The organism is Pseudosulfitobacter pseudonitzschiae (genome assembly GCF_900129395.1).
GTDB classification, from domain to species: Bacteria; Pseudomonadota; Alphaproteobacteria; order Rhodobacterales; family Rhodobacteraceae; genus Pseudosulfitobacter; species Pseudosulfitobacter pseudonitzschiae.
In genome coordinates, this window is sequence record NZ_FQVP01000005.1 from 383,759 (window position 1) to 401,137 (window position 17,379).

Genomic DNA, 17,379 nt, shown 5'->3' on the forward strand with positions numbered 1-17,379 from the left:
TTAGGCTGCGGCCTCCTTGGGGCGCAGCATCAGCCAGATCAGCGACCCGCCCGCCAGAACCAGAAACGGCACCATCGCGATATTGACCGCGGCCCAGCCCTGGACGGGGCTGCCGCCGGAACAGTTCATCAACCCGCCCGAGGCCAGTGACGCCATGGTCACGCCGCCGAACACCAGCAGGTCGTTCAGGCCCTGCATCCGCCCGCGTTCATGGGGCAGGTGCGATCCCGACAGCATGGTCGTCGCCCCGATAAAGCCAAAGTTCCAGCCCAGTCCCAGCAGGATCAGCGCGATAAAGAAGTTGGAGAGGGTCACACCGGACAAGGCCACGATGCCAGCCGCGCCCAGAATGGCGATGCCCAGCCCCATGATCTTTTCCACGCCAAAGCGGTTGATCAGATGCCCGGTAAAGAAAGAGGGCGCAAACATTGCCAGCACGTGGCCCGTGACCACGTTTGACGCCAGATTGATGAAGGTCGAGCGTTGCTCGGCAGCACTCAGCCCGCTCAGGTCCGTGCCCGGCAACAGGTCGCCCGTCATGCCACAGCCCACAACCGCCAGCGGGGTCGAGGTCATCACAAGGTTCATCAGCGCGTAGGACACCGTCCCGCAGATCACCGCGACGGCGATGCGCGGCGTTTTCAACAGCTCAAGACGGCTTCGGCCACTGGGCGCATCCAGCGCAGGGACGGGCGGCTTGGGGATGTCGATGAAGAGAAACAGCAGCGAGCCGACCACGTTGACGGTGATCACGGCAAGGTATGTGCCGAGGAAGGGGATCACATAGGCGTCTGCCGTCAGCTTGACCACCTGCGGGCCGATCACCGCAGAGAGCAGCCCCCCGGCCATCACATAGGAAATTGCCTTGGGGCGGAATTCATCCGACGCGGTGTCGGCGGCGGCAAAGCGGTAAAAGCCCTGGGCCGACATGTAGATACCGGTCAGAAAGCTGCCCGCCAGAAAGATCGGGAAAGATCCCAGGTACAGGCCGTAAGCCCCCACCATGCCACCCACAGCACCCCCGGTTGCGCCCACGAAAAAGCCCGCGCGGCGGCCAAAGCGTTGCATGATCGCCGACACCGGCGTCGCCGCCAGCATGGAGCCCAGAACGATCAGCGAAATAGGCAGCGTGGCAAAGCAGACGTTGGTCGCCAGCGATTGCCCCGCCAGCCCCGCCACCACGAAAATCATCGGCATCTGGCTGCCCAAAAATGCCTGGGCGCAGACCAGAACGGCCACGTTACGCTTGGCCCGGCTGTCATGTGTGTGTGTCATTTCGAGAGGCGTAAACCTGAAATTTGACATCGGCAAGTATCGGGCCACAGATATTTTCCAGCGGGGCCTTTTCGCGGCTTCTGCTACGTCACGTCACTTCGGGGGCAATTCAGCGGCTGCGCGCCCGCGAGGCCTGTGCTATAGGCGCCGCACCGGAAAACTGAACGCAACACTGACCAGCCGATCCCCCGGGGTTTTTCCTCGACCGGCCTGGGACACGGGACCAAGACATCATGACAGAGACCAAACGCATCGTTATCTCCAGCGATCACGCCGATATTGCAATGCGCCAGAACATCGCCGCGCATATTGCAAAACAAGGCTGGGAGGTCGTGGACATCGGCCCGACCACATCCGAAAGCACGCACTATCCGCTGCACGGCAAAGCCGCGGCCGAACGAGTCGCATCGGGCGATTGCCAGCTTGGCATTTTGTTGTGTGGCACCGGGCAGGGCATCATGATGGCGGCGAACAAGGTGGCGGGCATCCGTTGCGGCGTGTGCTCTGACACATTCTCGGCCCGCATGATCCGCGAGCACAACGATGCCAACATGATGTCGCTGGGCGCGCGCGTGCTGGGTGAGGGGCTGGCGCTGGACATCGTCGATGCCTTTCTGAACGCCACGTTTGAAGGTGGCCGTCATGCCACGCGCGTGGATATGATCGAAGCAGGCGCGGACGTGACCGCCTGAGGCACCTGCAAGGGGTATGGCATGACACCACAAGCGCCGCGTGCGCGCATATTGCTGCTGGGCGGTGCCGGTGAGACGGCTGCGGCTCTGGCGGCGGTGCGCGGGCGTGCGGGGCTTGAGGTGCGCGTTCTTTGCGACGGTGCCCCGCCCAAGGGTGTGGTGTCCGACTTGCCGGAGGTGACGCCGGATCGTGCGGGGCTGACACAGGCGCTGCGGGCAGGTGGCTTTAGCCATCTTCTGGATGTGACCCACGGATTTGCGGGGCGGATCAGCACCGACGCGGCGGCGGCTTGCAAGGCGACAGGGGCGCAATATGCGCTGTTGCGTCGGCCTGCCTGGAGGCCTGCACCGGGTGACCGATGGACCGATGTGCCCGACATGGCCGCGGCATCCGATTCGATTGCGCCCTTCGAACGCGTCTTTACCAACGTGGGCCGTGCGCTGTTGCCGGCGCTTGCGGGGTTCGGTGGGCAGTTGTTCGTGCGTCAGACCACGCGGCACGCCATGCCGCCACCGCGGGGCAACATTCGCTATGTTTTCGGCAGCCCGCCGTTCTCGCATGACGCCGAGGTGGCCGTGTTGCGCGAGCTGGCGGTCGATGCCGTCCTGTTTCGCAACACCGGTGGGACCGCGTCGGAAACTAAAGTGTCAGCGGCGCGTGCCTTGGGATTGCAGATGGTGATGCTGTCGCGGCCCGTTGCACCGGAAGGCACACATTTGCCCGATGTCGCCGCCGTCGCCCGCTGGGCTGATAGCCTGTGAGCGTGGGGCGCATCATCGAAACCGACGCCGACGTGGCCGAAGGGGCTGCGTGGCTGGCTGCAAACGATCCACAGATGGCGCGGGCGCTGGCGCAGACAGGTCCCTTGCCGTTGCGCCGCCGGCCGGACGGCTTTGCGCATCTTCTGTCCGCGATCGTCAGCCAACAGGTCAGCACGGCCTCTGCTGCCGCGATCTGGGCGCGGATGGAAGGTGCGGGCCTGACGACGCAATCCGCTGTTCTGGCTGCGGGTGATGACGGTCTGCGCGCTGTCGGCCTGAGCCGTCAGAAGATTGCCTATGCGCAGGCGCTGGCGGGGGCGGATATCGACTATGCCGCCTTGCGCGACGCGCCCGACGCGCAGGTCATTGCCACATTGGTCGCGGTCAAGGGCATCGGTGTGTGGACCGCCGAGATCTATGCCATGTTCAGCCTGGGCCGTGCCGATGTGTTCGCGCCGGGCGATCTGGCACTGCAAGAGGCGGCGCGGGTGCTGTATGATCTGCCCGCACGGCCCACGCCCAAACAGCTGCGGACGATGGCCGAACGCTGGACACCGTGGCGATCGGTTGCGGCGCGCTGCCTGTTTGCGTACTACCGAGTAGCAAAAGGCAGGGAAGGGATCACATGACTCGCGTTCTTCAATCGCAACGCCGCGAACCGGCATCAGGCGAGGTCCGCTCGGCCGTCGTCTTTCTGCATGGCTACGGCGCAAACGGGGCTGACCTCCTTGGGCTGGCCGATCCGTTGTCGGAACATCTGCCCGACACGCTGTTCGTCTCGCCCGATGCGCCGGAACGCATCGACGGGATGCCCAATGCCTTTCAATGGTTCCCGATCCCCTGGATCGACGGATCAAGCGAAGAAGAGGCCGAACGCGGGATGCGCGCAGCTGTCGAGGATGTGAACGCATATCTGGACGCGCTGATGGTCGACGAGGATCTGATGCCCGAGCAGGTCGCGCTGTTCGGGTTCAGCCAGGGCACGATGATGGCGCTGCACGTGGCCCCGCGCCGCGAGGATGCGCTGGCCGGAGTGGTGGCGTTTTCGGGGCGTTTGCTGAATCCCGAGGTGCTGGCGGACGAGGTTGTCTCGCGTCCTCCGGTCCTGTTGGTTCATGGCGATCAGGATGACGTTGTGCCACCGCAGTCGCTGCCACAGGCCGCCGAAGCCCTGCAGGAAGCGGGCTGGAAAGACGTGTTTGCGCATGTAATGAAAGGCACCGCCCATGGCATCGCGCCGGATGGTCTGAGCATTTCACTGGCATTTTTGCGCGACAAACTGGGATTCTGACGCCGATTAGGGCTGCAACCCTTTTTTTCAACGAATTTTTATGCCTCACTTGTCACAATAGCAAAAGAGCAATGGCAAGCAGGGATAGAGCATGTTGAATAAACAGGTGAAATCCGCCTTAACTCAGGCGGTTATGGGAATTTCGGTTTTGTTGGGGGCGCAGTTCTATGCACCTGTCGTCTACGCCCAACGCGGCACCGGAGATTTTGTTCCACCGATCACGCTGGAAAAAGAGCTGGGCCGCAAATTTATTTTGCGCATGGCCGGAATGCCCGAGGGTGTCGGCCGTGCGATGATGCAGATTGATGCACCCGATCAGGCGATGAACCGGCATCAAGAGGTGTCGGACCTGTCGGGGGCCGATGTCTGGGTCGTCGGCTTGCAGGATTGGCAACAGACCGACTGGCTGCGCGATACCCCGTGGAGCGCGCTGTTTGCCGAACGTCTGAACGAAACACCGGACAGCACCGTTTACCGGTCGTTCCAATGGCGCGTGCGCACGGGCCAATATGTCGACGTGCATTTCGTGAACCTGTCGCAGACCCAGGACATGCCGCCGCTGTGCCTGGCGTTGGCGGTTTATGATCTGAGCCGCGAAATCATGCCGGAATTGCGCGTGAACGGACGGGCGATCCGGTCGGCGCGGGCACGCAGCTGCGCACGCGAGGGATGGCGCGATATGCCGTTCGCCAGCAATTAAAGGCGATTCCAGTTGTAAATGCGGCCACAGGCACCCTTTGGGGTGCCTGTTTTTGTAACGGGGATGTGAAATTTTGCCCCTTTGCGCGCATCGAACATCTTGTGGGAAAAACCGGACTTGTCAGAAACTTGCTACGAGATATAGTCAGTGACATCAGGCGTGAGCAGATGCTCTGACCCGATGTCGCAGGGGCGGCGCGGGTGTCAAATCGGGCGAGGATGATTGCACGAAATGGACGGCGATTTCAGAACGGAATTCACACGCGCTCCGGGCGCGTTGAAACAGCATCCGGCACTGGTGCTGAATGCGGATTACAGGCCACTCAGTTACTATCCTTTGTCGCTGTGGCCCTGGCAGGAAGCGGTCAAGGCGGCCTGGCTGGATCGGGTGGACATCGTCGCCGAATACGACGAAGTGGTCCGAAGCCCCAGTACGGTGTTCAGGATACCGTCCGTTGTCGTCCTCAAAGATTATGTCAAACCTCAAAAGCGCGTGGCCTTCACGCGCTTTAATTTATTTTTAAGGGATGAATTCCGTTGCCAGTACTGTGGCGCGCGGGGCGATCTGACCTTTGACCACGTGGTGCCACGTGCCAGCGGGGGCGTGACCAGCTGGCAGAACGTCGTCGCGGCCTGCAGCCCGTGCAACCTGAAAAAAGGGTCCAAGGCGCTGCATCGTACCGGCATGGCGCTGCGCAAACCACCGCGCCAGCCCGCCGCAGAGGAATTGCGCAACATGGGCCGGAAGTTCCCGCCCAACCATCTGCACGAGGCGTGGATGGACTTTTTGTATTGGGACGCAGAGCTGGAGGCTTAAGGCTCGGGAACTGGTGCTGGAACGGGTTGGGCGGTGGCCTGCGAATTCGACGCGATTTTCGGAACGTCGTGCCTGAGTGGTGTTATGCGATAGACCGCAAGGCGTTCTCAACGCCAACCCCAATCACCAAAGCCCGGAACAAGGCACGCAGTGCCGCCGGGCAGCGCCCGACCGCCCCATGGGCGGGCGCTTCTTCACCGTCTTGCACCTCATCACACCCACGCCAAAGCGGGTAAATGAAGTGGTATGAGTGAAGGTAGCTGCGCCCACCCGCGGTCAGGCGCTGCCCTGTGTGGACCGGTTCGAGCCAATGGTAACCGGACCTTCGCCGCGATCTGACGAAGGTTCGGTTGTCCAATCATGGCCCGTCTTTGAAGGCCTCAAAACCACCGCACGCGCCACGTCTGCCTGCAAGATAAGCCAGTCTATGCCTTCGCGCGTTGCAGCATCCCGAACAGGTCGCGCGGATCATCGGGGTCGGCGAGCAAATCCAGCGGATGGAAATAATCCGTCCCCGCGATCTGGTCGCGCACGTAGCGCAGGGCGCTGAAATCCTCGGTGGCAAAGCCCACGCTGTCGAACAGGGTGATCTGCGATTGCGACGTGCGCCCCGGCTTGGCGCCGCTCAGAACCTCCCAGAATTCGGTGACCGGGTGGTCGGGGGCAAGCTGCTGGATCTCGCCCTCGATCCGGGTCTGGGCCGGGAATTCCACAAAGATGTCCGACCGCGTCAGGATGGCCGGGGCCAGCTCCGTTTTGCCCGGACAGTCGCCGCCGATGGCGTTGATGTGCACGCCGGCGCCGACCATGTTGTCGGTCAGGATCGTCGCATATTGCTTGTCCGCCGTGCAGGTGGTCAGGATCTGTGCGCCTTCAATGGCCTCCTGTGCGCTGTCGCAGGACACAACGGTCAGCCCGCTGTTCGCCAAGTTGGCGGCGCATTTCGCGGTGGCTTTGGTGTCGACGTCATAGAGCCGTACCGTGTCAATGCCAACAATTGCCTTCATCGCGATGCTCTGGAATTCGGACTGCGCGCCGTTGCCGATCATGGCCATTGTCGTGGCCCCCTTGGGCGCCAGCACCCGCGCCACCAGCGCCGAGGTGGCCGCCGTGCGCATGGCGGTCAGCATGGTCATCTCGGACAGCAATACAGGATAACCCGTCGCCACATCCGCCAGCAGGCCAAAGGCGGTGACCGTCTGCAATCCGTCGGCGGTGTTCTTGGGGTGGCCGTTCACGTATTTGAACCCGTAGACCTCGCCGTCCGAGGTCGGCATCAGTTCGATTACGCCCTCGGGTGAATGCGACGCCACGCGGGGCGATTTGTCGAACAGCTCCCAGCGGCGAAAATCGGCTTCGATATAGTCGGCCAGACCCTTCAGCGCGTCCTCGATCCCGATGTGGTGGATCAGCTGCATCATGTGATCGACGGATACGAAGGGCACAAGGGCCTTGTCGGAGGGGGTCAGCATGGCGGTCTCCTTAACTGAAGGCGCGTGTGGGGCGGTCAAAGATGCGGCGGCCAAGCGCCGATGCGGTCAGCTCCACCATCAGCTGTGCGGTGCGGCCGCGTTCGTCCAAGAAGGGGTTCAGTTCGACCAGGTCGAGCGAGGTCATCAGCCCGCTGTCGTGCAGCATTTCCATCACCAGATGCGCCTCGCGCACCGTGGCACCGCCCGGAACCGTGGTGCCGACGGCAGGGGCGACGGAAGGGTCCAGGAAATCCACGTCCAGCGAGACATGCAGCATCCCGTCCGCGGCACGCACCGTGTCGAGAAAGGCATTCAGCGGACCCGCTATGCCGTGTTCATCGATGGCGCGCATGTCGATATAGGTCACATCCGTGTCCTGCAGCGCCGCGCGTTCCGCCGGATCGACCGAGCGCAGGCCCAGCATACAGATGTTGGCGTGCGGCACGGGGTGGTCGACCGCCGGAAAGCCGTCAAAGCCCTCACGGCCCGCGAGGTAACCCATCGGTGTGCCGTGCAGGTTGCCAGAGTCGGTGGTCTGCGGGGTATGGTAATCGGTGTGCGCGTCCAGCCAGAGCACGAACAGGGGTTTGTCCTGCGCGGCGGCATGGCGGGTGGCGCCCAGCACAGTGCCAAGCGCAAGCGCATGATCGCCCCCCATGAAAATCGGGAAACCGTCCTGCAGCGCCGCCTCGCTGGCATCAGCCAGCGCTTTGGTCCAGGCAATGGTTTCAGCCAGCTTGTGCAACCGATCATGCGGGATCGGATCAACCGGAGCAGGGGTGACATTACCACGGTCCTGCACCTTGTGACCCAGCGATTGCAGCGCACCGGCCAGGTCGGCGGTGCGATAGGCATCAGGCCCCATCAGGCAACCGGTGCGGCGCTTGCCGCAGTCCATCGGCGCACCGATCAGAATGCAGTTTTGAGTGGTCATGGCGGCTCTCCTATCTGGTTGGAACAAATGGTATTGTGCGAAACGGGTTGCCTGCAAGCGACCAAAGTGATCGTATCGGGTGGCGATTGATCAAAACGGAAGGCTAAAATGGACGAAATGGACAGGCGGCTGATCGCGGCGCTGCGCCACGATGCGCGCGCATCGCTGTCGGATCTGGCGGCCAGCCTGGGCGTGACCCGCACCACCGTGCGCGGACGCATCGAAAAACTGCAGGCGCGGGGCGATATCCTGGGCTTTTCTGTGGTCCTGCGAGAGGATGCGCTGCACGATCCCGTGCGCGGATTGATGATGATCGGAATCGAAGGACGCGGCACCGAACGGATCATCCGCCAGCTTCACGGCATCAGCGCCGTGCGCCACATCCATTCGACCAACGGACGCTGGGACGTGATCGTCGAGATCGGGACGGAAACGCTGGAAAGCTTTGACAGGGTGTTGTTCGACATCCGCCGCCTGGACGGGGTGGTCGCTTCGGAGACCTCGTTGCTGCTGTCGACGCGGAAATCGTCCTAGGCGCGGCGCAGCGCCATCAGCCAGCAACCGACCAGCACAAAGGACAGGATCGCATTCCAGCCCGCCATCGACAGGCCTGCCAACTGCCAGACGATATCGTCGCAGCGGGTCAGGGGGGCGTTCATGATCTGGTCGAACAGCGCATCCGTGCTCATCCCCGAGATGTCGCCCGAGGTGCAGGTTGTCGGACCTTCCCACCATTTCCATTCCACGCCCGCGTGATAGACGCCAAAGCCGCCGGTCACTGCGGCACTGAGCGCGCCCAGCAGGATCAGCAGGCGGTTGGGCATCCACAGCGCAATCGCACCGATGACAATGGCGACAACATGGGGATAGCGCTGCCAATAGCACAGCTTGCACGGGTGAAACCCGCCCAAGAACTGAAACCCCAATGCGCCCAGCATCAGGGCGGCGGACCCAAAGGTTGCAATCGCGATCCAGTGGCGCTGTGTCATAGATACCTCGTGGCAAAGAACCCGCCGATCAAAAGCAGCAGGCAAAGGGTAAAGACAAGGCCCAAACGCCGCTCGATGAAATCACGAATTGGTGCGCCAAACTTCCAGAGCAGGCCCGCGACGACAAAGAACCGTATCCCGCGCGCCAGGATGGAGGTTGCGACAAAGGTGCCCAGCGGCATTCCGGTCCAGCCGGACATGATGGTGATCACCTTGAACGGGAAGGGGGTGATGCCCGCGCCCAGAACCGCCCAGAACCCCATGTCGTTGAACCGCGTGCTGAACTCGGCCATCGCGTCGGCCTTGCCCAGCATGGCCAGGATCGGGCGGCCCAATGTCTCGAACGCCTGCGCGCCGATGGCATAGCCCAACAGCCCGCCCAGCACCGACGCCACAAGGGCCACGCCGGCGATCAACCAAGCCCGCGAGGGGCGGGCGATGATCATCGGGATCATCAGGACATCGGGGGGGATCGGAAAGACGGAGCTTTCGATAAAAGCGATGAAGGCCAGAAACCACAAGGCCTTGGGATGGTCCGCGAGGCGCAGAACCCAGTCATATAAATTGCGTATCACCCGATGGCCCTCTTTGCGGCGCTTTGTCATGCCAGACCATGTGGGACAAAGCCCGTCAAGACTGTGCGCGACAGGACTTCGCTGCAAAAAGCCTCTGGACGTGCGCAAACCAGCAGGCTAAACGGCGCATGTGAGGCCCAAGTGGCGGAATGGTAGACGCAGGGGATTCAAAATCCCCCGCCGCGAGGCGTGCCGGTTCGAGTCCGGCCTTGGGTACCACCTCATCAACGTGCTGCTGATATTGTTCAGTTTTTTTCGTTTTCTGTCCCACGGGATAATATCGTGGGACACTTTGATCTCGAACAGATCAGAAAACGACGTGTCGAATACCGTCCATTGCGAGTGCCGCCATTCGGCGACGATCTGCATTTTCAGTGTAGATCGCGCTCGTCGCGGGCTTGGTGTGTGCCATCACAGACATGATCTGATGCTGTGTGCATCCAGCTTCTGCCAGCAGTTCGCCCATTGCCTTTCTGACACCGTGTTGTGAACGGCCGGTTAGTCCCGCCTGTGCTGTCCATGCCTGGATCATTCGACGTAACGATTCCGGCGTTCGGTATGGGCGCCCATGCTGGCTGAGCAGGTAGGTTGCGCCTTCGACGGTTGGCGCCCGCAATTCTTCCAGCAGCTGCGGTGCGATCGGGATAGACACGAACGCAGATCCGCGTTTCTGCGGTTGCCAGTCCAGCCAAAGACGGCCGTCGCGCGTGACTTCATGCTTCCTGCCGTGCTTCACGGTGTCGCTGATGCGTCCGGCTGTGAACATCGCCAGAAACAGCCAGCGGCGTGCTGTCGTGCCCTTTCCGTGTGTTTTCAGGAAGGCTTTCAGATCCTCAGCTGACCAAGGCGTTGCGCCACCTTTGGAAACGTGCACCTTGCGCACACCTGCGACTGGATTAACCGACACCCTCCGACGCTCGATCCCCCATTTGTAGGCGGCGCTGAGGCCCTTCAGCGTGTTGTCTGCCTGCGCCGTGCGTCCGCCCCAGCTGTCGCGTATCAGCACGAAAGCTTCTGGTGGCAGATCGACGTGCAGGGATCCTATGCGATCGCCCTGATCGTCAGTCACATCCATGGCCCGGGTCAGCAGCGACTTGCGCTGTTTCAACGTGAGGGGCGACATTAGCTTCGCCAACACCTGACCCTCGATCCATGTCAGATAGCCCTGGATCAGCTCGTCTGCAGAGTAGCGCGCAACTGGCGGCAGGGCAGTCGGTGCATCGACGGTACTGCCTGCACGGGCTGCGTAATAGTGTTCGGAGAATGTGGGATGCTCAGGCCCCACGGGTATCCGGATGCGGCGCTTTGGATTGCCCTCGACCCGCACCCTGTGGCGCACTTCGCCCGAGGGGAGCTTTTCGGGTACGTAACCCTTAAATCTGACCTTCACATCGATGTCCGTCATTGTCCAAACCTGCGCGGTTCGGCGCGGTTCTGATGTAAGGGTATGACCTTCTGTCCGCTGTCGGCAATGATTCTGACCGATCCGTCCTTGTCGACAATGACCTCGGCTATGAGCATGCCGCATGCTTTCGCTGCCTCGATGGCATTGGTGATTACTGCTTTGGTCGCTCTCGGGGCTGGCATAAGTCAGTTGCCTTCTTTGGTTACGCGCAGAGCCTTGCGCAGGTCATAGTCCCGTGTCGCGTCGTCCCATGCATCGCTCGGGCAATCCCGCCAACCGGCATTCATAACGGGGATCCAGATCGGGATCAGCCAAAGCAGCTTGATGCGCCGCTCGGCGCGCCAAGAAATGCCTTCATGTCCTTGGCTTGTGACCATGACGATCGCGGGCCGGACCCGGTAATCCTCAAGCTCTCTTGCGTTGCTCATTCTTCCACCTCGATCCGCTTGACGGCCTTGAACGGCCAGTCCCGACCTTCCATCGCAGCCCGATCGCGCAGGGCGCGCGCCTGGGCCTTCGTCCCGCTCCAGGCGTACCGCGTGCCATGGGTCACACCCGCGCCGGAGAGGTGCAGGTATTGCTTGGTGCCCGTGATCCTGAACCGCACCTTGGGCGTCTCTGTGCGGTACTCGGTTTTGATCCGGGGCAGCCCGCTGGTGAGCATGGTCATGTCTCGACCTCCGAAGAATAGTTGATGAAGCGCCGACCCCGCACCGGCGCCGGACAAAAACACGGCCCCCAGTGACCACCAGTCGATGCGTTTGTGGCTTGGCCTGTCTGCGACGATCCACCAAGGCACAGTGCGGGCACGGCACAGATCGCAGTCGCTGGCGCCGCAGCGGCACGCCAGCTCAGACATCGCGCCGCAGCCAAAGCAGTCGGGGCGCCCGCAGGGGCACTTGGGTATGTGGCGGCGGGCAGGGCAGTCGCGGCCCTGATTGCAGCGGCCGTTGCATGGGGGGCAACTCAAGGTACAACAGCTCATAGGGACCGGCCCTTCCTTGCTTCCCGTGCGCTGTGCTCGAGCCGCGCAATGGCCAGAAGGGTGGGACGCACCTCCGGCTCGAAGCGGTCATAGCTTTTGCCATGGGGGCCACCGGACAGGCGGGGCATGCAGGCCTTGGGGACCAGGGCCCAGTTCGCGGGATCACAGTTAGTCTTGTCGCCATCCAGGCACTTCAGAACGTGACCTTCGGGGATCGGGCCGTTGGCCTGTTCCCAAAGCCAGCAGTGCTTGAGAACCGGACGCGTGGGCGCGCCCGTTCGCGGGTTCGGCGCATCGATGACCAGGATCACGTAGCCCTTCCTGTTCACGCGCTCATAGCCGACGGGGCGACAGTTCCGGGGGCGTTGGCCTTTCTTGAAGTAGTTCTTGACCCTGTTCTCGTTGAAGGGCGGTGTCTGCCCCTCAAAGAGACCGGTGTTTCCGTTGCGCCACCCCTTGCGGGCGCAGAGCCGCTTGATGTGTTCGACGGACACATCCGTCCGCCGCGACCAGGCGGCGAACCTTGCATGCAGGTCGCGGCGGGCCATCTTGTGGTGGGCCTTGATGAAGGCCAGCTCGGCCTCTGTGTACCGGATCCTGACGCCCTTCATGACCCGCCCCGCGCTTTGTCCTGGTTGCCGATCTTGGGCAGGTGGGGCAGGATTGTGGGCCCGTGCTCCGCAAAGAGCTTTGCGGCTTTGAGGCTCAAATCGGCATTGGTGCTGATCCGGTCGGCAAGGCCGACCATGGCGGCCGCTTTCCGGATCTCGGTATCGGTCTGTTCGGGGGAAAGGCTCTGATCCGCGAGGCGGTCAAGCTGGTCGAACAGGTGATCGTTCAGGTCGGCAAGGCTGACTTTGGACATGGTGGTTCTCCTGGTTAAGCTCTGTTGCCGGGGGCGATCTCCGGCGGCAGCCAGCTGTCGATCCGCGCGGTGTCGGCGCGGCCGAGGCCCATGGCCTCGCGCACGGAGAGGTCATGCAGCAGGCCGTGCAGGTCCTTGACCTTGTGGCCCTTGCCCTGCGCCGCGAAAGCCTGCACCCGCTCGTCGTCGCGGGTGAGGCCAGTCAGCGCGACAAAGTGGTCGACCAGGTGCGTCTGGCTGCAGCGGCTGAAGTAGATCGGCGCATCGGGCGTCCACGTCTTGCGGATGTCGATCGACAGATCCGCGGCCAGCATGGCCCCCAGCAGGGCGGTGCTGTGCTGCGGGCGCTGGACGGTGCGGGCCAGGTGCTGTGCCAGCACCGTGTTGCGGTGCTTCTTGCCCTTGGCCCGGAAGGCCGCGAAGTCGGCGGCCATGTCGGCGGGCGCGGGCTTGCCGCTGGCGTTGCTGGTCTCGGTCAGCCGCTTGTCGAGGATCAGCGCGCTGTCGGCCGCGTCATGTTTTTCCGGGATGATGGATTGGTCGCTCAGGGTCACGGCCAGCAAGGCGGCGTAGGTCGGCAGCTGCGCCTCGACCTGGTAGGCCAGCAGGTCCAGCAGCAACTCGGGCTTGTCCACCAGGGCGGTTTGCAGGGCCAGCGTCTGGATGCGGTGCAGGTCCTCGATCGCGGCCTGTGCGACGGGCGGCTGGCGGGTCGTGGTCTTGTCGATGCCGTTGCCATCTGCGCCGGTGGGGGACTTGCCTGGCTTGGGGCGAAAGGCGTCGCTGACCTTCAGCTCGCCCTTGTCGTTGACGTAGAGCCAGACGCCCGCGGTCTCGATGTCCTCCGGCTCATAGTCACCCTTGGCGCGGGCGCGCAGGCTCTGCAGCGTGGAATAGCCCTCTTCGTCCAGAGATCCGTCTTCTTCCAGCTCTTCCAGCCGGTCCCGTTCGTCCTGGTCTGCCTCGGGCAGCTCGACGGGCACGCGGTAGATGCGCTCAAAGCCATCGGTCTGCCTGTAGCCCAGGTAGGCGTCCTCATAGACAGGCAGAACAAAGGCCCAGCCGCTGTGCGCCGCTTCGGCCTCGACGGCCAGGTCCAGCTTGTGGCGGAACAGCCTGTCCAGCAGATCGCCGTCGTGCAGCAGGGTCTCGTCGTCGAAGAGGTTCTCGGTCAGCGCCCCGCCCTCGCCACGGTAGGTGTCGAGACCGACGAACACGGCGCGTCGGTCGGTCGCCTCGATCCGGCCATCGCGCAGGGCGTGGATGATCTGGTGCCCACGAAGTTCGCCCGCAAGAACAGCCTTCAGCACGCGCTCCAGCCGTGCCGTGTCGTCGAGCGACTGGGTCAGCGCCTTGGCCATGTCGAGACTGATCCTGTTCTCGCGCAGGGCCATCAGGGCCGGGGCGGGCAGGGCGGCCAGTGCCAGCCGCCCACGCACATGGCGTACGGGCTTGGCGAAAGCGCGGGCAATGTCCTCGGGGGTGCGGCCGAGCTTGGCCATGGCGGCGTAGGCGCGGATCTCGTCGGCCGGGTGATGATCAACACGGGCGTGGGTCTCGGCACCGGCCCAGGCTTGGGCGGTGGCGGGATCGTCGGTGACCAGGACAGGGATCGGGTCGATCACATCATCGCCGGTCAGCTTGTTCAGCCCGCGCAGGCGGCGGCCCCCCGCGACGATCTCGACGCCGGTGTCGGTCTGCAAGCCGATCAGGTTGGTGAGCAAGCCGCTGACGCGCAGGCTGTCGGTCAGCTGGTCGATCTCGGCCTCGGGTGGTGCTGCGCGGGTGTTCAAGGCGCTGATCTTCAGCTCCGCCAGCGGGATCCACCGCACGGCATCAATGGGGGCTTGGATGTTCATTGGAGGATGTCCTTCTGTGTGCGGGTGATCCGGCGTGCGAAGTGTTCGGCGAGGCCCATGACCTCCTTGAGGTCCGGCTTTGCGCAGACGTAGCGGGCGGGCTGACCGTCGAACCAAGGGGCCACGCGCAGCTCGAACAGCGCGTCACCGGTGCCCATGGCCTTGATCTTGTGGATGGATGCTGTGACGGCACCGTGGGTCAGGGTGGCCGAGGTTGGCCCGGTGCGCTTCCACCCCGTGTCGGCCCTGCCGGGCGCGTGAGTGGTGGCAGTGGTCATGGCAGGGCCGCGTATCCGGTGGCCAGCAGCGCGGCGGCAATGAAGGCCAGCGCGCAAAGCTTGCGGGTGGATAGGGAGGGAAGGCCGGACTTATAGGGACTGCCTGTGTAGCGCAACAGGTCCGCCACCAGCTGGTAGGCCAGGAACCCGCTGACGAAAGCACCAACCGCAAGCGCGCCAACGGCCAGAAGCTCGGAGGGCAGGCCGTTCATCCCGCCACCCGCGCCGGAGTGATTTGAGTGCAGCGCTGTGCGCCAGCCCTGAACAGGATGTCGAAAAGACCGCTCATGCCCCGACGCCGCCGGAAGGGGTGTTGGCGGCAAGACGTTTGAGTTCGCGGACGCGGGCAGAGATCCGCGGCAGGCGCCGGTTCAGATCCATCTGCAAGACCGAGACGGGCGCGGTGATCAGGTGGTGCGGCGCGCCAATGCGGTCGAGATGGACCGTTTGGCCGCGGGCTTGCTTCAGCGTGATCCACGCGCCGACGATGGCCGTCGCGTGTGGCACGCGTCCGCTGCTCGGCGCCAGCAGCGTGCGGCGGTGGTGGTCGTTGGTGGGGGTGGGGCGCTGATTTGACATTGCTCTCTCCATGCCGAGTGGCGGTATGGAGGGAAGTGTTACATGGGGACAAAAGTCCCTGTCAATACGTTTGGGGGATTTATATCCCCATTTCGGCGGCGAGGCTGTTTGAGATTCTGATCGTTGGAGGCCGCCGTCAAAGGATTGCCAGCCGCTCAGGCGGGTTGGTGGTTGTGGATTTTTTGGGGAGGGGTAGCTTTGCGGAGTCGTTTTTGAGGTGCCTAAGCCAAGAGCTTTCTAGCTCTGAGTTTAGATTGATGTCGGGTGATCACAGTCGGCGGGCCAGATCCGCGGGCAAATGTAACCGAACCCGTGATGCCCATTTGAGCTTCACGTCGTGCTGATTGTGGGCGCCGGGATTCAAAGAGATCAGGTTGAAGAGCCCAGGTTCTGATCCCGCGCGCACCTGTTTGACCCATCCCATGCCATCGATGTCTTCACAGACGCAGCGGTGGCCAACAGCGTCGGACGGCACCCCGTCTGCTGTGTCGCGGGTGTAGAATAGCAGATCACCCGATGAAAATACCGGCTCCATGCTGTCGCCGATAACTTCAACCGCGACGATGCCGCTGGGTGAGAGCTGGGGAGGGCACTCAACCTGTGGCCCGTCGCCTTTTTCATAGGCATCAAAGACGGGAACTTTTGCTCCTGCGCCGACTTGCCCTGCTATGCTTACCGTGTTCGTTTGTGAAAAGTCAGCGTTCAAAAACTGGTCTAGCGTCAAGCCAATTGCTGACGCGACTTTCTGCGCATCATCCACGTTTGTGGATTGAGTTTTGCCCTGCTTAACCTTTTTCAATTGTTCATAAGAAACGCCCGCGCTCTCGGCGATGTGCCGAAGCGATTTTCCTGAATAGATCAGGGCCTTAGCGAGTGCGTCTGAAAAGGTCGTCGGCATAAGGGGACAATAGTCCACCTCGGGCGTTGTCACTAGGCGATGATTGTCCCTTGCATGGAGGGGACTTTTATCCCTATAACCGGGTATGACCAGAGAGCAGCTTGTATCAGACATTGAAGAATTTGCCGCGATTAACAAGATCGCGCCAGCGACGGTCACTAGCCGGGCGGTCGGCAATAGTCGCCTGTACCGACGGCTGAAAACTGGGAAAAGCTGCACTCTTGAAGTGGCGGCAAGACTGAAGAAGTTCATGGAAATTCCCCCGTCGGAGGACGCAGCATGAGCGCCGCGGTCTCTCGTTCAAACAAAACGGGGCGCGCTGCCTGCACACCCCGTTCCGCCCCTCAATCTGTTTCAGATGTTGCCTCTTCACAGAACGCAACATGTGATCGGAATTCAGGAATGTCTCCAAGAAAGTTTTCCCACCGCGCGAAGGTGCTGACCTATCGCCAGCACTTCGCGGCCCGCTGGTCTGATTTTGTCCGCAGCAATTTCGATAGCCCCGAGCACGCAGCCATGGAGTTTGGTGTCGACGGGTCCACCGCCAAGAAGTGGTGGGCTGGTAGCCACGCACCCTCCGGTTTTGCCGTGGGCTATGCTTATGAGCACTACGGAATGCAGGCGGCCAGCACGCTGAAGGCCAGCGCATGACCGGTGTTTTGCGCTGGATTCTCATCAAGGAAATCAGCGCCGCCGTGCGTCTTGGTGCGCTTGGTGATTGGTGGGCAGCTTCAGCTGTCCGCCGTTTGAGAAAACTTTCTGCAAGTTCTCCGGGGGGCGGCAAATGATGTCTTCGCAAGGTTTCCCATCCGTCGATCTTTCCTCCTCCCGGGGTCGATGGTCCGCGCACACCGGTGGCGGCCGGTGTGCGCAACAGTTTGATCCGTTCCGCTGTGCGTCTCGCACGGGGATGTGCGCGCGGCGTCGAGCGGGTCAAAGTCGGGGCGGCGGTTTGAGGGTTGCCGCCGTCCCGACACACCCAGGTTCGCTCATGGTACCTAAGC

Annotated in this window: 24 protein-coding genes and 1 tRNA gene; 10 read left to right on the plus strand and 15 right to left on the minus strand. The window is 62.6% G+C overall.

Annotated features, from left to right (window positions below):
- The gene (locus BUC08_RS16450; RefSeq protein ID WP_037929426.1) at window positions 1–1,275 is read right to left on the minus strand and encodes an MFS transporter; all 1,275 of its coding nucleotides are present in this window, start codon (window positions 1,273–1,275) and stop codon (window positions 1–3) included.
- Between the two features lie 233 nt (window positions 1,276–1,508).
- On the opposite strand from BUC08_RS16450, the gene rpiB reads away from it, so the two are divergent.
- The 6 genes from rpiB to BUC08_RS16480 all read left to right on the plus strand — a co-directional run bounded on the left by rpiB (window position 1,509) and on the right by BUC08_RS16480 (window position 5,536).
- Complete coding sequence (gene rpiB, locus BUC08_RS16455) at window positions 1,509–1,967, plus strand: ribose 5-phosphate isomerase B (RefSeq protein ID WP_037929429.1); 459 nt, start codon at window positions 1,509–1,511, stop codon at window positions 1,965–1,967.
- Window positions 1,968–1,988: 21 nt separating this feature from the next.
- Window positions 1,989–2,729 carry a precorrin-6A/cobalt-precorrin-6A reductase gene (locus BUC08_RS16460; protein WP_037929432.1) on the plus strand — a complete coding sequence of 247 codons (741 nt, stop codon included), beginning with the start codon at window positions 1,989–1,991 and terminating at the stop codon, window positions 2,727–2,729.
- Window positions 2,726–3,358 carry a DNA-3-methyladenine glycosylase family protein gene (locus BUC08_RS16465; RefSeq protein WP_037929437.1) on the plus strand — a complete coding sequence of 211 codons (633 nt, stop codon included), beginning with the start codon at window positions 2,726–2,728 and terminating at the stop codon, window positions 3,356–3,358. The genes BUC08_RS16460 and BUC08_RS16465 overlap by 4 nt, the downstream gene beginning before the upstream one ends.
- Window positions 3,355–4,020 (plus strand): alpha/beta hydrolase, encoded by a 666-nt coding sequence (locus BUC08_RS16470; protein ID WP_037929440.1) that lies wholly within the window; start codon window positions 3,355–3,357, stop codon window positions 4,018–4,020. Before BUC08_RS16465 ends, BUC08_RS16470 begins: the two co-directional genes overlap by 4 nt.
- Window positions 4,021–4,111: 91 nt before the next feature.
- Window positions 4,112–4,720: a hypothetical protein gene (locus BUC08_RS16475; protein ID WP_156024896.1), complete on the plus strand. Its 609-nt coding sequence runs from the start codon at window positions 4,112–4,114 to the stop codon at window positions 4,718–4,720.
- Between the two features lie 231 nt (window positions 4,721–4,951).
- Complete coding sequence (locus BUC08_RS16480; protein ID WP_028957655.1) at window positions 4,952–5,536, plus strand: HNH endonuclease; 585 nt, start codon at window positions 4,952–4,954, stop codon at window positions 5,534–5,536.
- 425 nt (window positions 5,537–5,961) lie between these two features.
- On the opposite strand, the gene BUC08_RS16485 is transcribed toward BUC08_RS16480, so the two are convergent.
- Together BUC08_RS16485 and rocF are read right to left on the minus strand one after the other, a co-directional pair.
- Window positions 5,962–7,008 (minus strand): ornithine cyclodeaminase, encoded by a 1,047-nt coding sequence (locus BUC08_RS16485; RefSeq protein ID WP_037929445.1) that lies wholly within the window; start codon window positions 7,006–7,008, stop codon window positions 5,962–5,964.
- 10 nt (window positions 7,009–7,018) lie between these two features.
- Complete coding sequence (gene rocF, locus BUC08_RS16490) at window positions 7,019–7,942, minus strand: arginase (protein WP_037929448.1); 924 nt, start codon at window positions 7,940–7,942, stop codon at window positions 7,019–7,021.
- 108 nt (window positions 7,943–8,050) lie between these two features.
- Here rocF and BUC08_RS16495 point away from each other — a divergent pair, with 108 nt between their 5' ends.
- Window positions 8,051–8,476, plus strand: a complete 426-nt coding sequence (locus tag BUC08_RS16495; protein ID WP_037929451.1) for an Lrp/AsnC family transcriptional regulator — start codon at window positions 8,051–8,053, stop codon at window positions 8,474–8,476.
- Here the strand turns inward: BUC08_RS16495 and BUC08_RS16500 are convergent.
- Complete coding sequence (locus BUC08_RS16500; RefSeq protein WP_037929454.1) at window positions 8,473–8,931, minus strand: disulfide bond formation protein B; 459 nt, start codon at window positions 8,929–8,931, stop codon at window positions 8,473–8,475. The two genes, BUC08_RS16495 and BUC08_RS16500, sit on opposite strands and share 4 nt — an antisense overlap.
- A complete protein-coding gene (locus BUC08_RS16505) occupies window positions 8,928–9,506 on the minus strand; it encodes a YqaA family protein (RefSeq protein ID WP_037929496.1) in 579 nt (192 codons plus the stop codon). Before BUC08_RS16505 ends, BUC08_RS16500 begins: the two co-directional genes overlap by 4 nt.
- Window positions 9,507–9,641: 135 nt before the next feature.
- On the opposite strand from BUC08_RS16505, the gene BUC08_RS16510 reads away from it, so the two are divergent.
- Window positions 9,642–9,725 (plus strand) — tRNA-Leu (locus BUC08_RS16510).
- A gap of 88 nt (window positions 9,726–9,813) precedes the next feature.
- Here BUC08_RS16510 and BUC08_RS16515 read toward each other — a convergent pair.
- The 10 genes from BUC08_RS16515 to BUC08_RS16565 all read right to left on the minus strand — a co-directional run bounded on the left by BUC08_RS16515 (window position 9,814) and on the right by BUC08_RS16565 (window position 16,375).
- Window positions 9,814–10,911 carry a site-specific integrase gene (locus BUC08_RS16515; protein ID WP_051694685.1) on the minus strand — a complete coding sequence of 366 codons (1,098 nt, stop codon included), beginning with the start codon at window positions 10,909–10,911 and terminating at the stop codon, window positions 9,814–9,816.
- A gap of 185 nt (window positions 10,912–11,096) precedes the next feature.
- Complete coding sequence (locus BUC08_RS16525) at window positions 11,097–11,339, minus strand: hypothetical protein (protein WP_037931158.1); 243 nt, start codon at window positions 11,337–11,339, stop codon at window positions 11,097–11,099.
- Window positions 11,336–11,581: a hypothetical protein gene (locus tag BUC08_RS16530; RefSeq protein ID WP_143186765.1), complete on the minus strand. Its 246-nt coding sequence runs from the start codon at window positions 11,579–11,581 to the stop codon at window positions 11,336–11,338. The genes BUC08_RS16525 and BUC08_RS16530 overlap by 4 nt, the downstream gene beginning before the upstream one ends.
- A gap of 311 nt (window positions 11,582–11,892) precedes the next feature.
- Complete coding sequence (locus BUC08_RS16535) at window positions 11,893–12,507, minus strand: HNH endonuclease signature motif containing protein (protein ID WP_037931162.1); 615 nt, start codon at window positions 12,505–12,507, stop codon at window positions 11,893–11,895.
- On the minus strand, window positions 12,504–12,761 hold the full coding sequence (locus tag BUC08_RS16540) for a hypothetical protein (protein ID WP_037931164.1): 258 nt from the start codon (window positions 12,759–12,761) through the stop codon (window positions 12,504–12,506). Before BUC08_RS16540 ends, BUC08_RS16535 begins: the two co-directional genes overlap by 4 nt.
- Window positions 12,762–12,775: 14 nt before the next feature.
- Entirely contained in the window at window positions 12,776–14,620 is a 1,845-nt protein-coding gene (locus BUC08_RS16545; protein ID WP_037931166.1) for a ParB/RepB/Spo0J family partition protein, read from the minus strand.
- Window positions 14,617–14,898: a hypothetical protein gene (locus BUC08_RS16550; protein ID WP_037931168.1), complete on the minus strand. Its 282-nt coding sequence runs from the start codon at window positions 14,896–14,898 to the stop codon at window positions 14,617–14,619. Before BUC08_RS16550 ends, BUC08_RS16545 begins: the two co-directional genes overlap by 4 nt.
- Window positions 14,895–15,110, minus strand: a complete 216-nt coding sequence (locus BUC08_RS16555) for a hypothetical protein (protein ID WP_037931170.1) — start codon at window positions 15,108–15,110, stop codon at window positions 14,895–14,897. Before BUC08_RS16555 ends, BUC08_RS16550 begins: the two co-directional genes overlap by 4 nt.
- Before the next feature lie 73 nt (window positions 15,111–15,183).
- Window positions 15,184–15,477: a hypothetical protein gene (locus BUC08_RS16560; RefSeq protein ID WP_037931172.1), complete on the minus strand. Its 294-nt coding sequence runs from the start codon at window positions 15,475–15,477 to the stop codon at window positions 15,184–15,186.
- Window positions 15,478–15,745: 268 nt separating this feature from the next.
- Window positions 15,746–16,375 (minus strand): LexA family transcriptional regulator, encoded by a 630-nt coding sequence (locus BUC08_RS16565; RefSeq protein WP_037931174.1) that lies wholly within the window; start codon window positions 16,373–16,375, stop codon window positions 15,746–15,748.
- A gap of 402 nt (window positions 16,376–16,777) precedes the next feature.
- Between BUC08_RS16565 and BUC08_RS16575 the strand changes: the two genes are divergently transcribed.
- Together BUC08_RS16575 and BUC08_RS24645 are read left to right on the plus strand one after the other, a co-directional pair.
- Window positions 16,778–17,026, plus strand: coding sequence for a hypothetical protein (locus BUC08_RS16575; protein ID WP_224769674.1), 249 nt, complete (start codon window positions 16,778–16,780; stop codon window positions 17,024–17,026).
- A complete protein-coding gene (locus tag BUC08_RS24645) occupies window positions 17,023–17,163 on the plus strand; it encodes a hypothetical protein (RefSeq protein ID WP_156024900.1) in 141 nt (46 codons plus the stop codon). The genes BUC08_RS16575 and BUC08_RS24645 overlap by 4 nt, the downstream gene beginning before the upstream one ends.
- The last annotated feature ends 216 nt before the right edge of the window (window positions 17,164–17,379 follow it).

Bases quoted from the DNA above. Each gene is read 5' to 3' on its own strand.
- BUC08_RS16450 (WP_037929426.1), bottom strand. From the start codon at position 1,275: ATGACACACACACATGACAGCCGGGCCAAGCGTAACGTGGCCGTTCTG.
- rpiB (WP_037929429.1), top strand. From the start codon at position 1,509: ATGACAGAGACCAAACGCATCGTTATCTCCAGCGATCACGCCGATATT.
- BUC08_RS16460 (WP_037929432.1), top strand. From the start codon at position 1,989: ATGACACCACAAGCGCCGCGTGCGCGCATATTGCTGCTGGGCGGTGCC.
- BUC08_RS16470 (WP_037929440.1), top strand. From the start codon at position 3,355: ATGACTCGCGTTCTTCAATCGCAACGCCGCGAACCGGCATCAGGCGAG.
- BUC08_RS16475 (WP_156024896.1), top strand. From the start codon at position 4,112: ATGTTGAATAAACAGGTGAAATCCGCCTTAACTCAGGCGGTTATGGGA.
- BUC08_RS16480 (WP_028957655.1), top strand. From the start codon at position 4,952: ATGGACGGCGATTTCAGAACGGAATTCACACGCGCTCCGGGCGCGTTG.
- BUC08_RS16485 (WP_037929445.1), bottom strand. From the start codon at position 7,008: ATGCTGACCCCCTCCGACAAGGCCCTTGTGCCCTTCGTATCCGTCGAT.
- rocF (WP_037929448.1), bottom strand. From the start codon at position 7,942: ATGACCACTCAAAACTGCATTCTGATCGGTGCGCCGATGGACTGCGGC.
- BUC08_RS16495 (WP_037929451.1), top strand. From the start codon at position 8,051: ATGGACGAAATGGACAGGCGGCTGATCGCGGCGCTGCGCCACGATGCG.
- BUC08_RS16500 (WP_037929454.1), bottom strand. From the start codon at position 8,931: ATGACACAGCGCCACTGGATCGCGATTGCAACCTTTGGGTCCGCCGCC.
- BUC08_RS16515 (WP_051694685.1), bottom strand. From the start codon at position 10,911: ATGACGGACATCGATGTGAAGGTCAGATTTAAGGGTTACGTACCCGAA.
- BUC08_RS16525 (WP_037931158.1), bottom strand. From the start codon at position 11,339: ATGAGCAACGCAAGAGAGCTTGAGGATTACCGGGTCCGGCCCGCGATC.
- BUC08_RS16530 (WP_143186765.1), bottom strand. From the start codon at position 11,581: ATGACCATGCTCACCAGCGGGCTGCCCCGGATCAAAACCGAGTACCGC.
- BUC08_RS16535 (WP_037931162.1), bottom strand. From the start codon at position 12,507: ATGAAGGGCGTCAGGATCCGGTACACAGAGGCCGAGCTGGCCTTCATC.
- BUC08_RS16540 (WP_037931164.1), bottom strand. From the start codon at position 12,761: ATGTCCAAAGTCAGCCTTGCCGACCTGAACGATCACCTGTTCGACCAG.
- BUC08_RS16545 (WP_037931166.1), bottom strand. From the start codon at position 14,620: ATGAACATCCAAGCCCCCATTGATGCCGTGCGGTGGATCCCGCTGGCG.
- BUC08_RS16550 (WP_037931168.1), bottom strand. From the start codon at position 14,898: ATGACCACTGCCACCACTCACGCGCCCGGCAGGGCCGACACGGGGTGG.
- BUC08_RS16555 (WP_037931170.1), bottom strand. From the start codon at position 15,110: ATGAACGGCCTGCCCTCCGAGCTTCTGGCCGTTGGCGCGCTTGCGGTT.
- BUC08_RS16560 (WP_037931172.1), bottom strand. From the start codon at position 15,477: ATGTCAAATCAGCGCCCCACCCCCACCAACGACCACCACCGCCGCACG.
- BUC08_RS16565 (WP_037931174.1), bottom strand. From the start codon at position 16,375: ATGCCGACGACCTTTTCAGACGCACTCGCTAAGGCCCTGATCTATTCA.
- BUC08_RS16575 (WP_224769674.1), top strand. From the start codon at position 16,778: ATGTCTCCAAGAAAGTTTTCCCACCGCGCGAAGGTGCTGACCTATCGC.
- BUC08_RS24645 (WP_156024900.1), top strand. From the start codon at position 17,023: ATGACCGGTGTTTTGCGCTGGATTCTCATCAAGGAAATCAGCGCCGCC.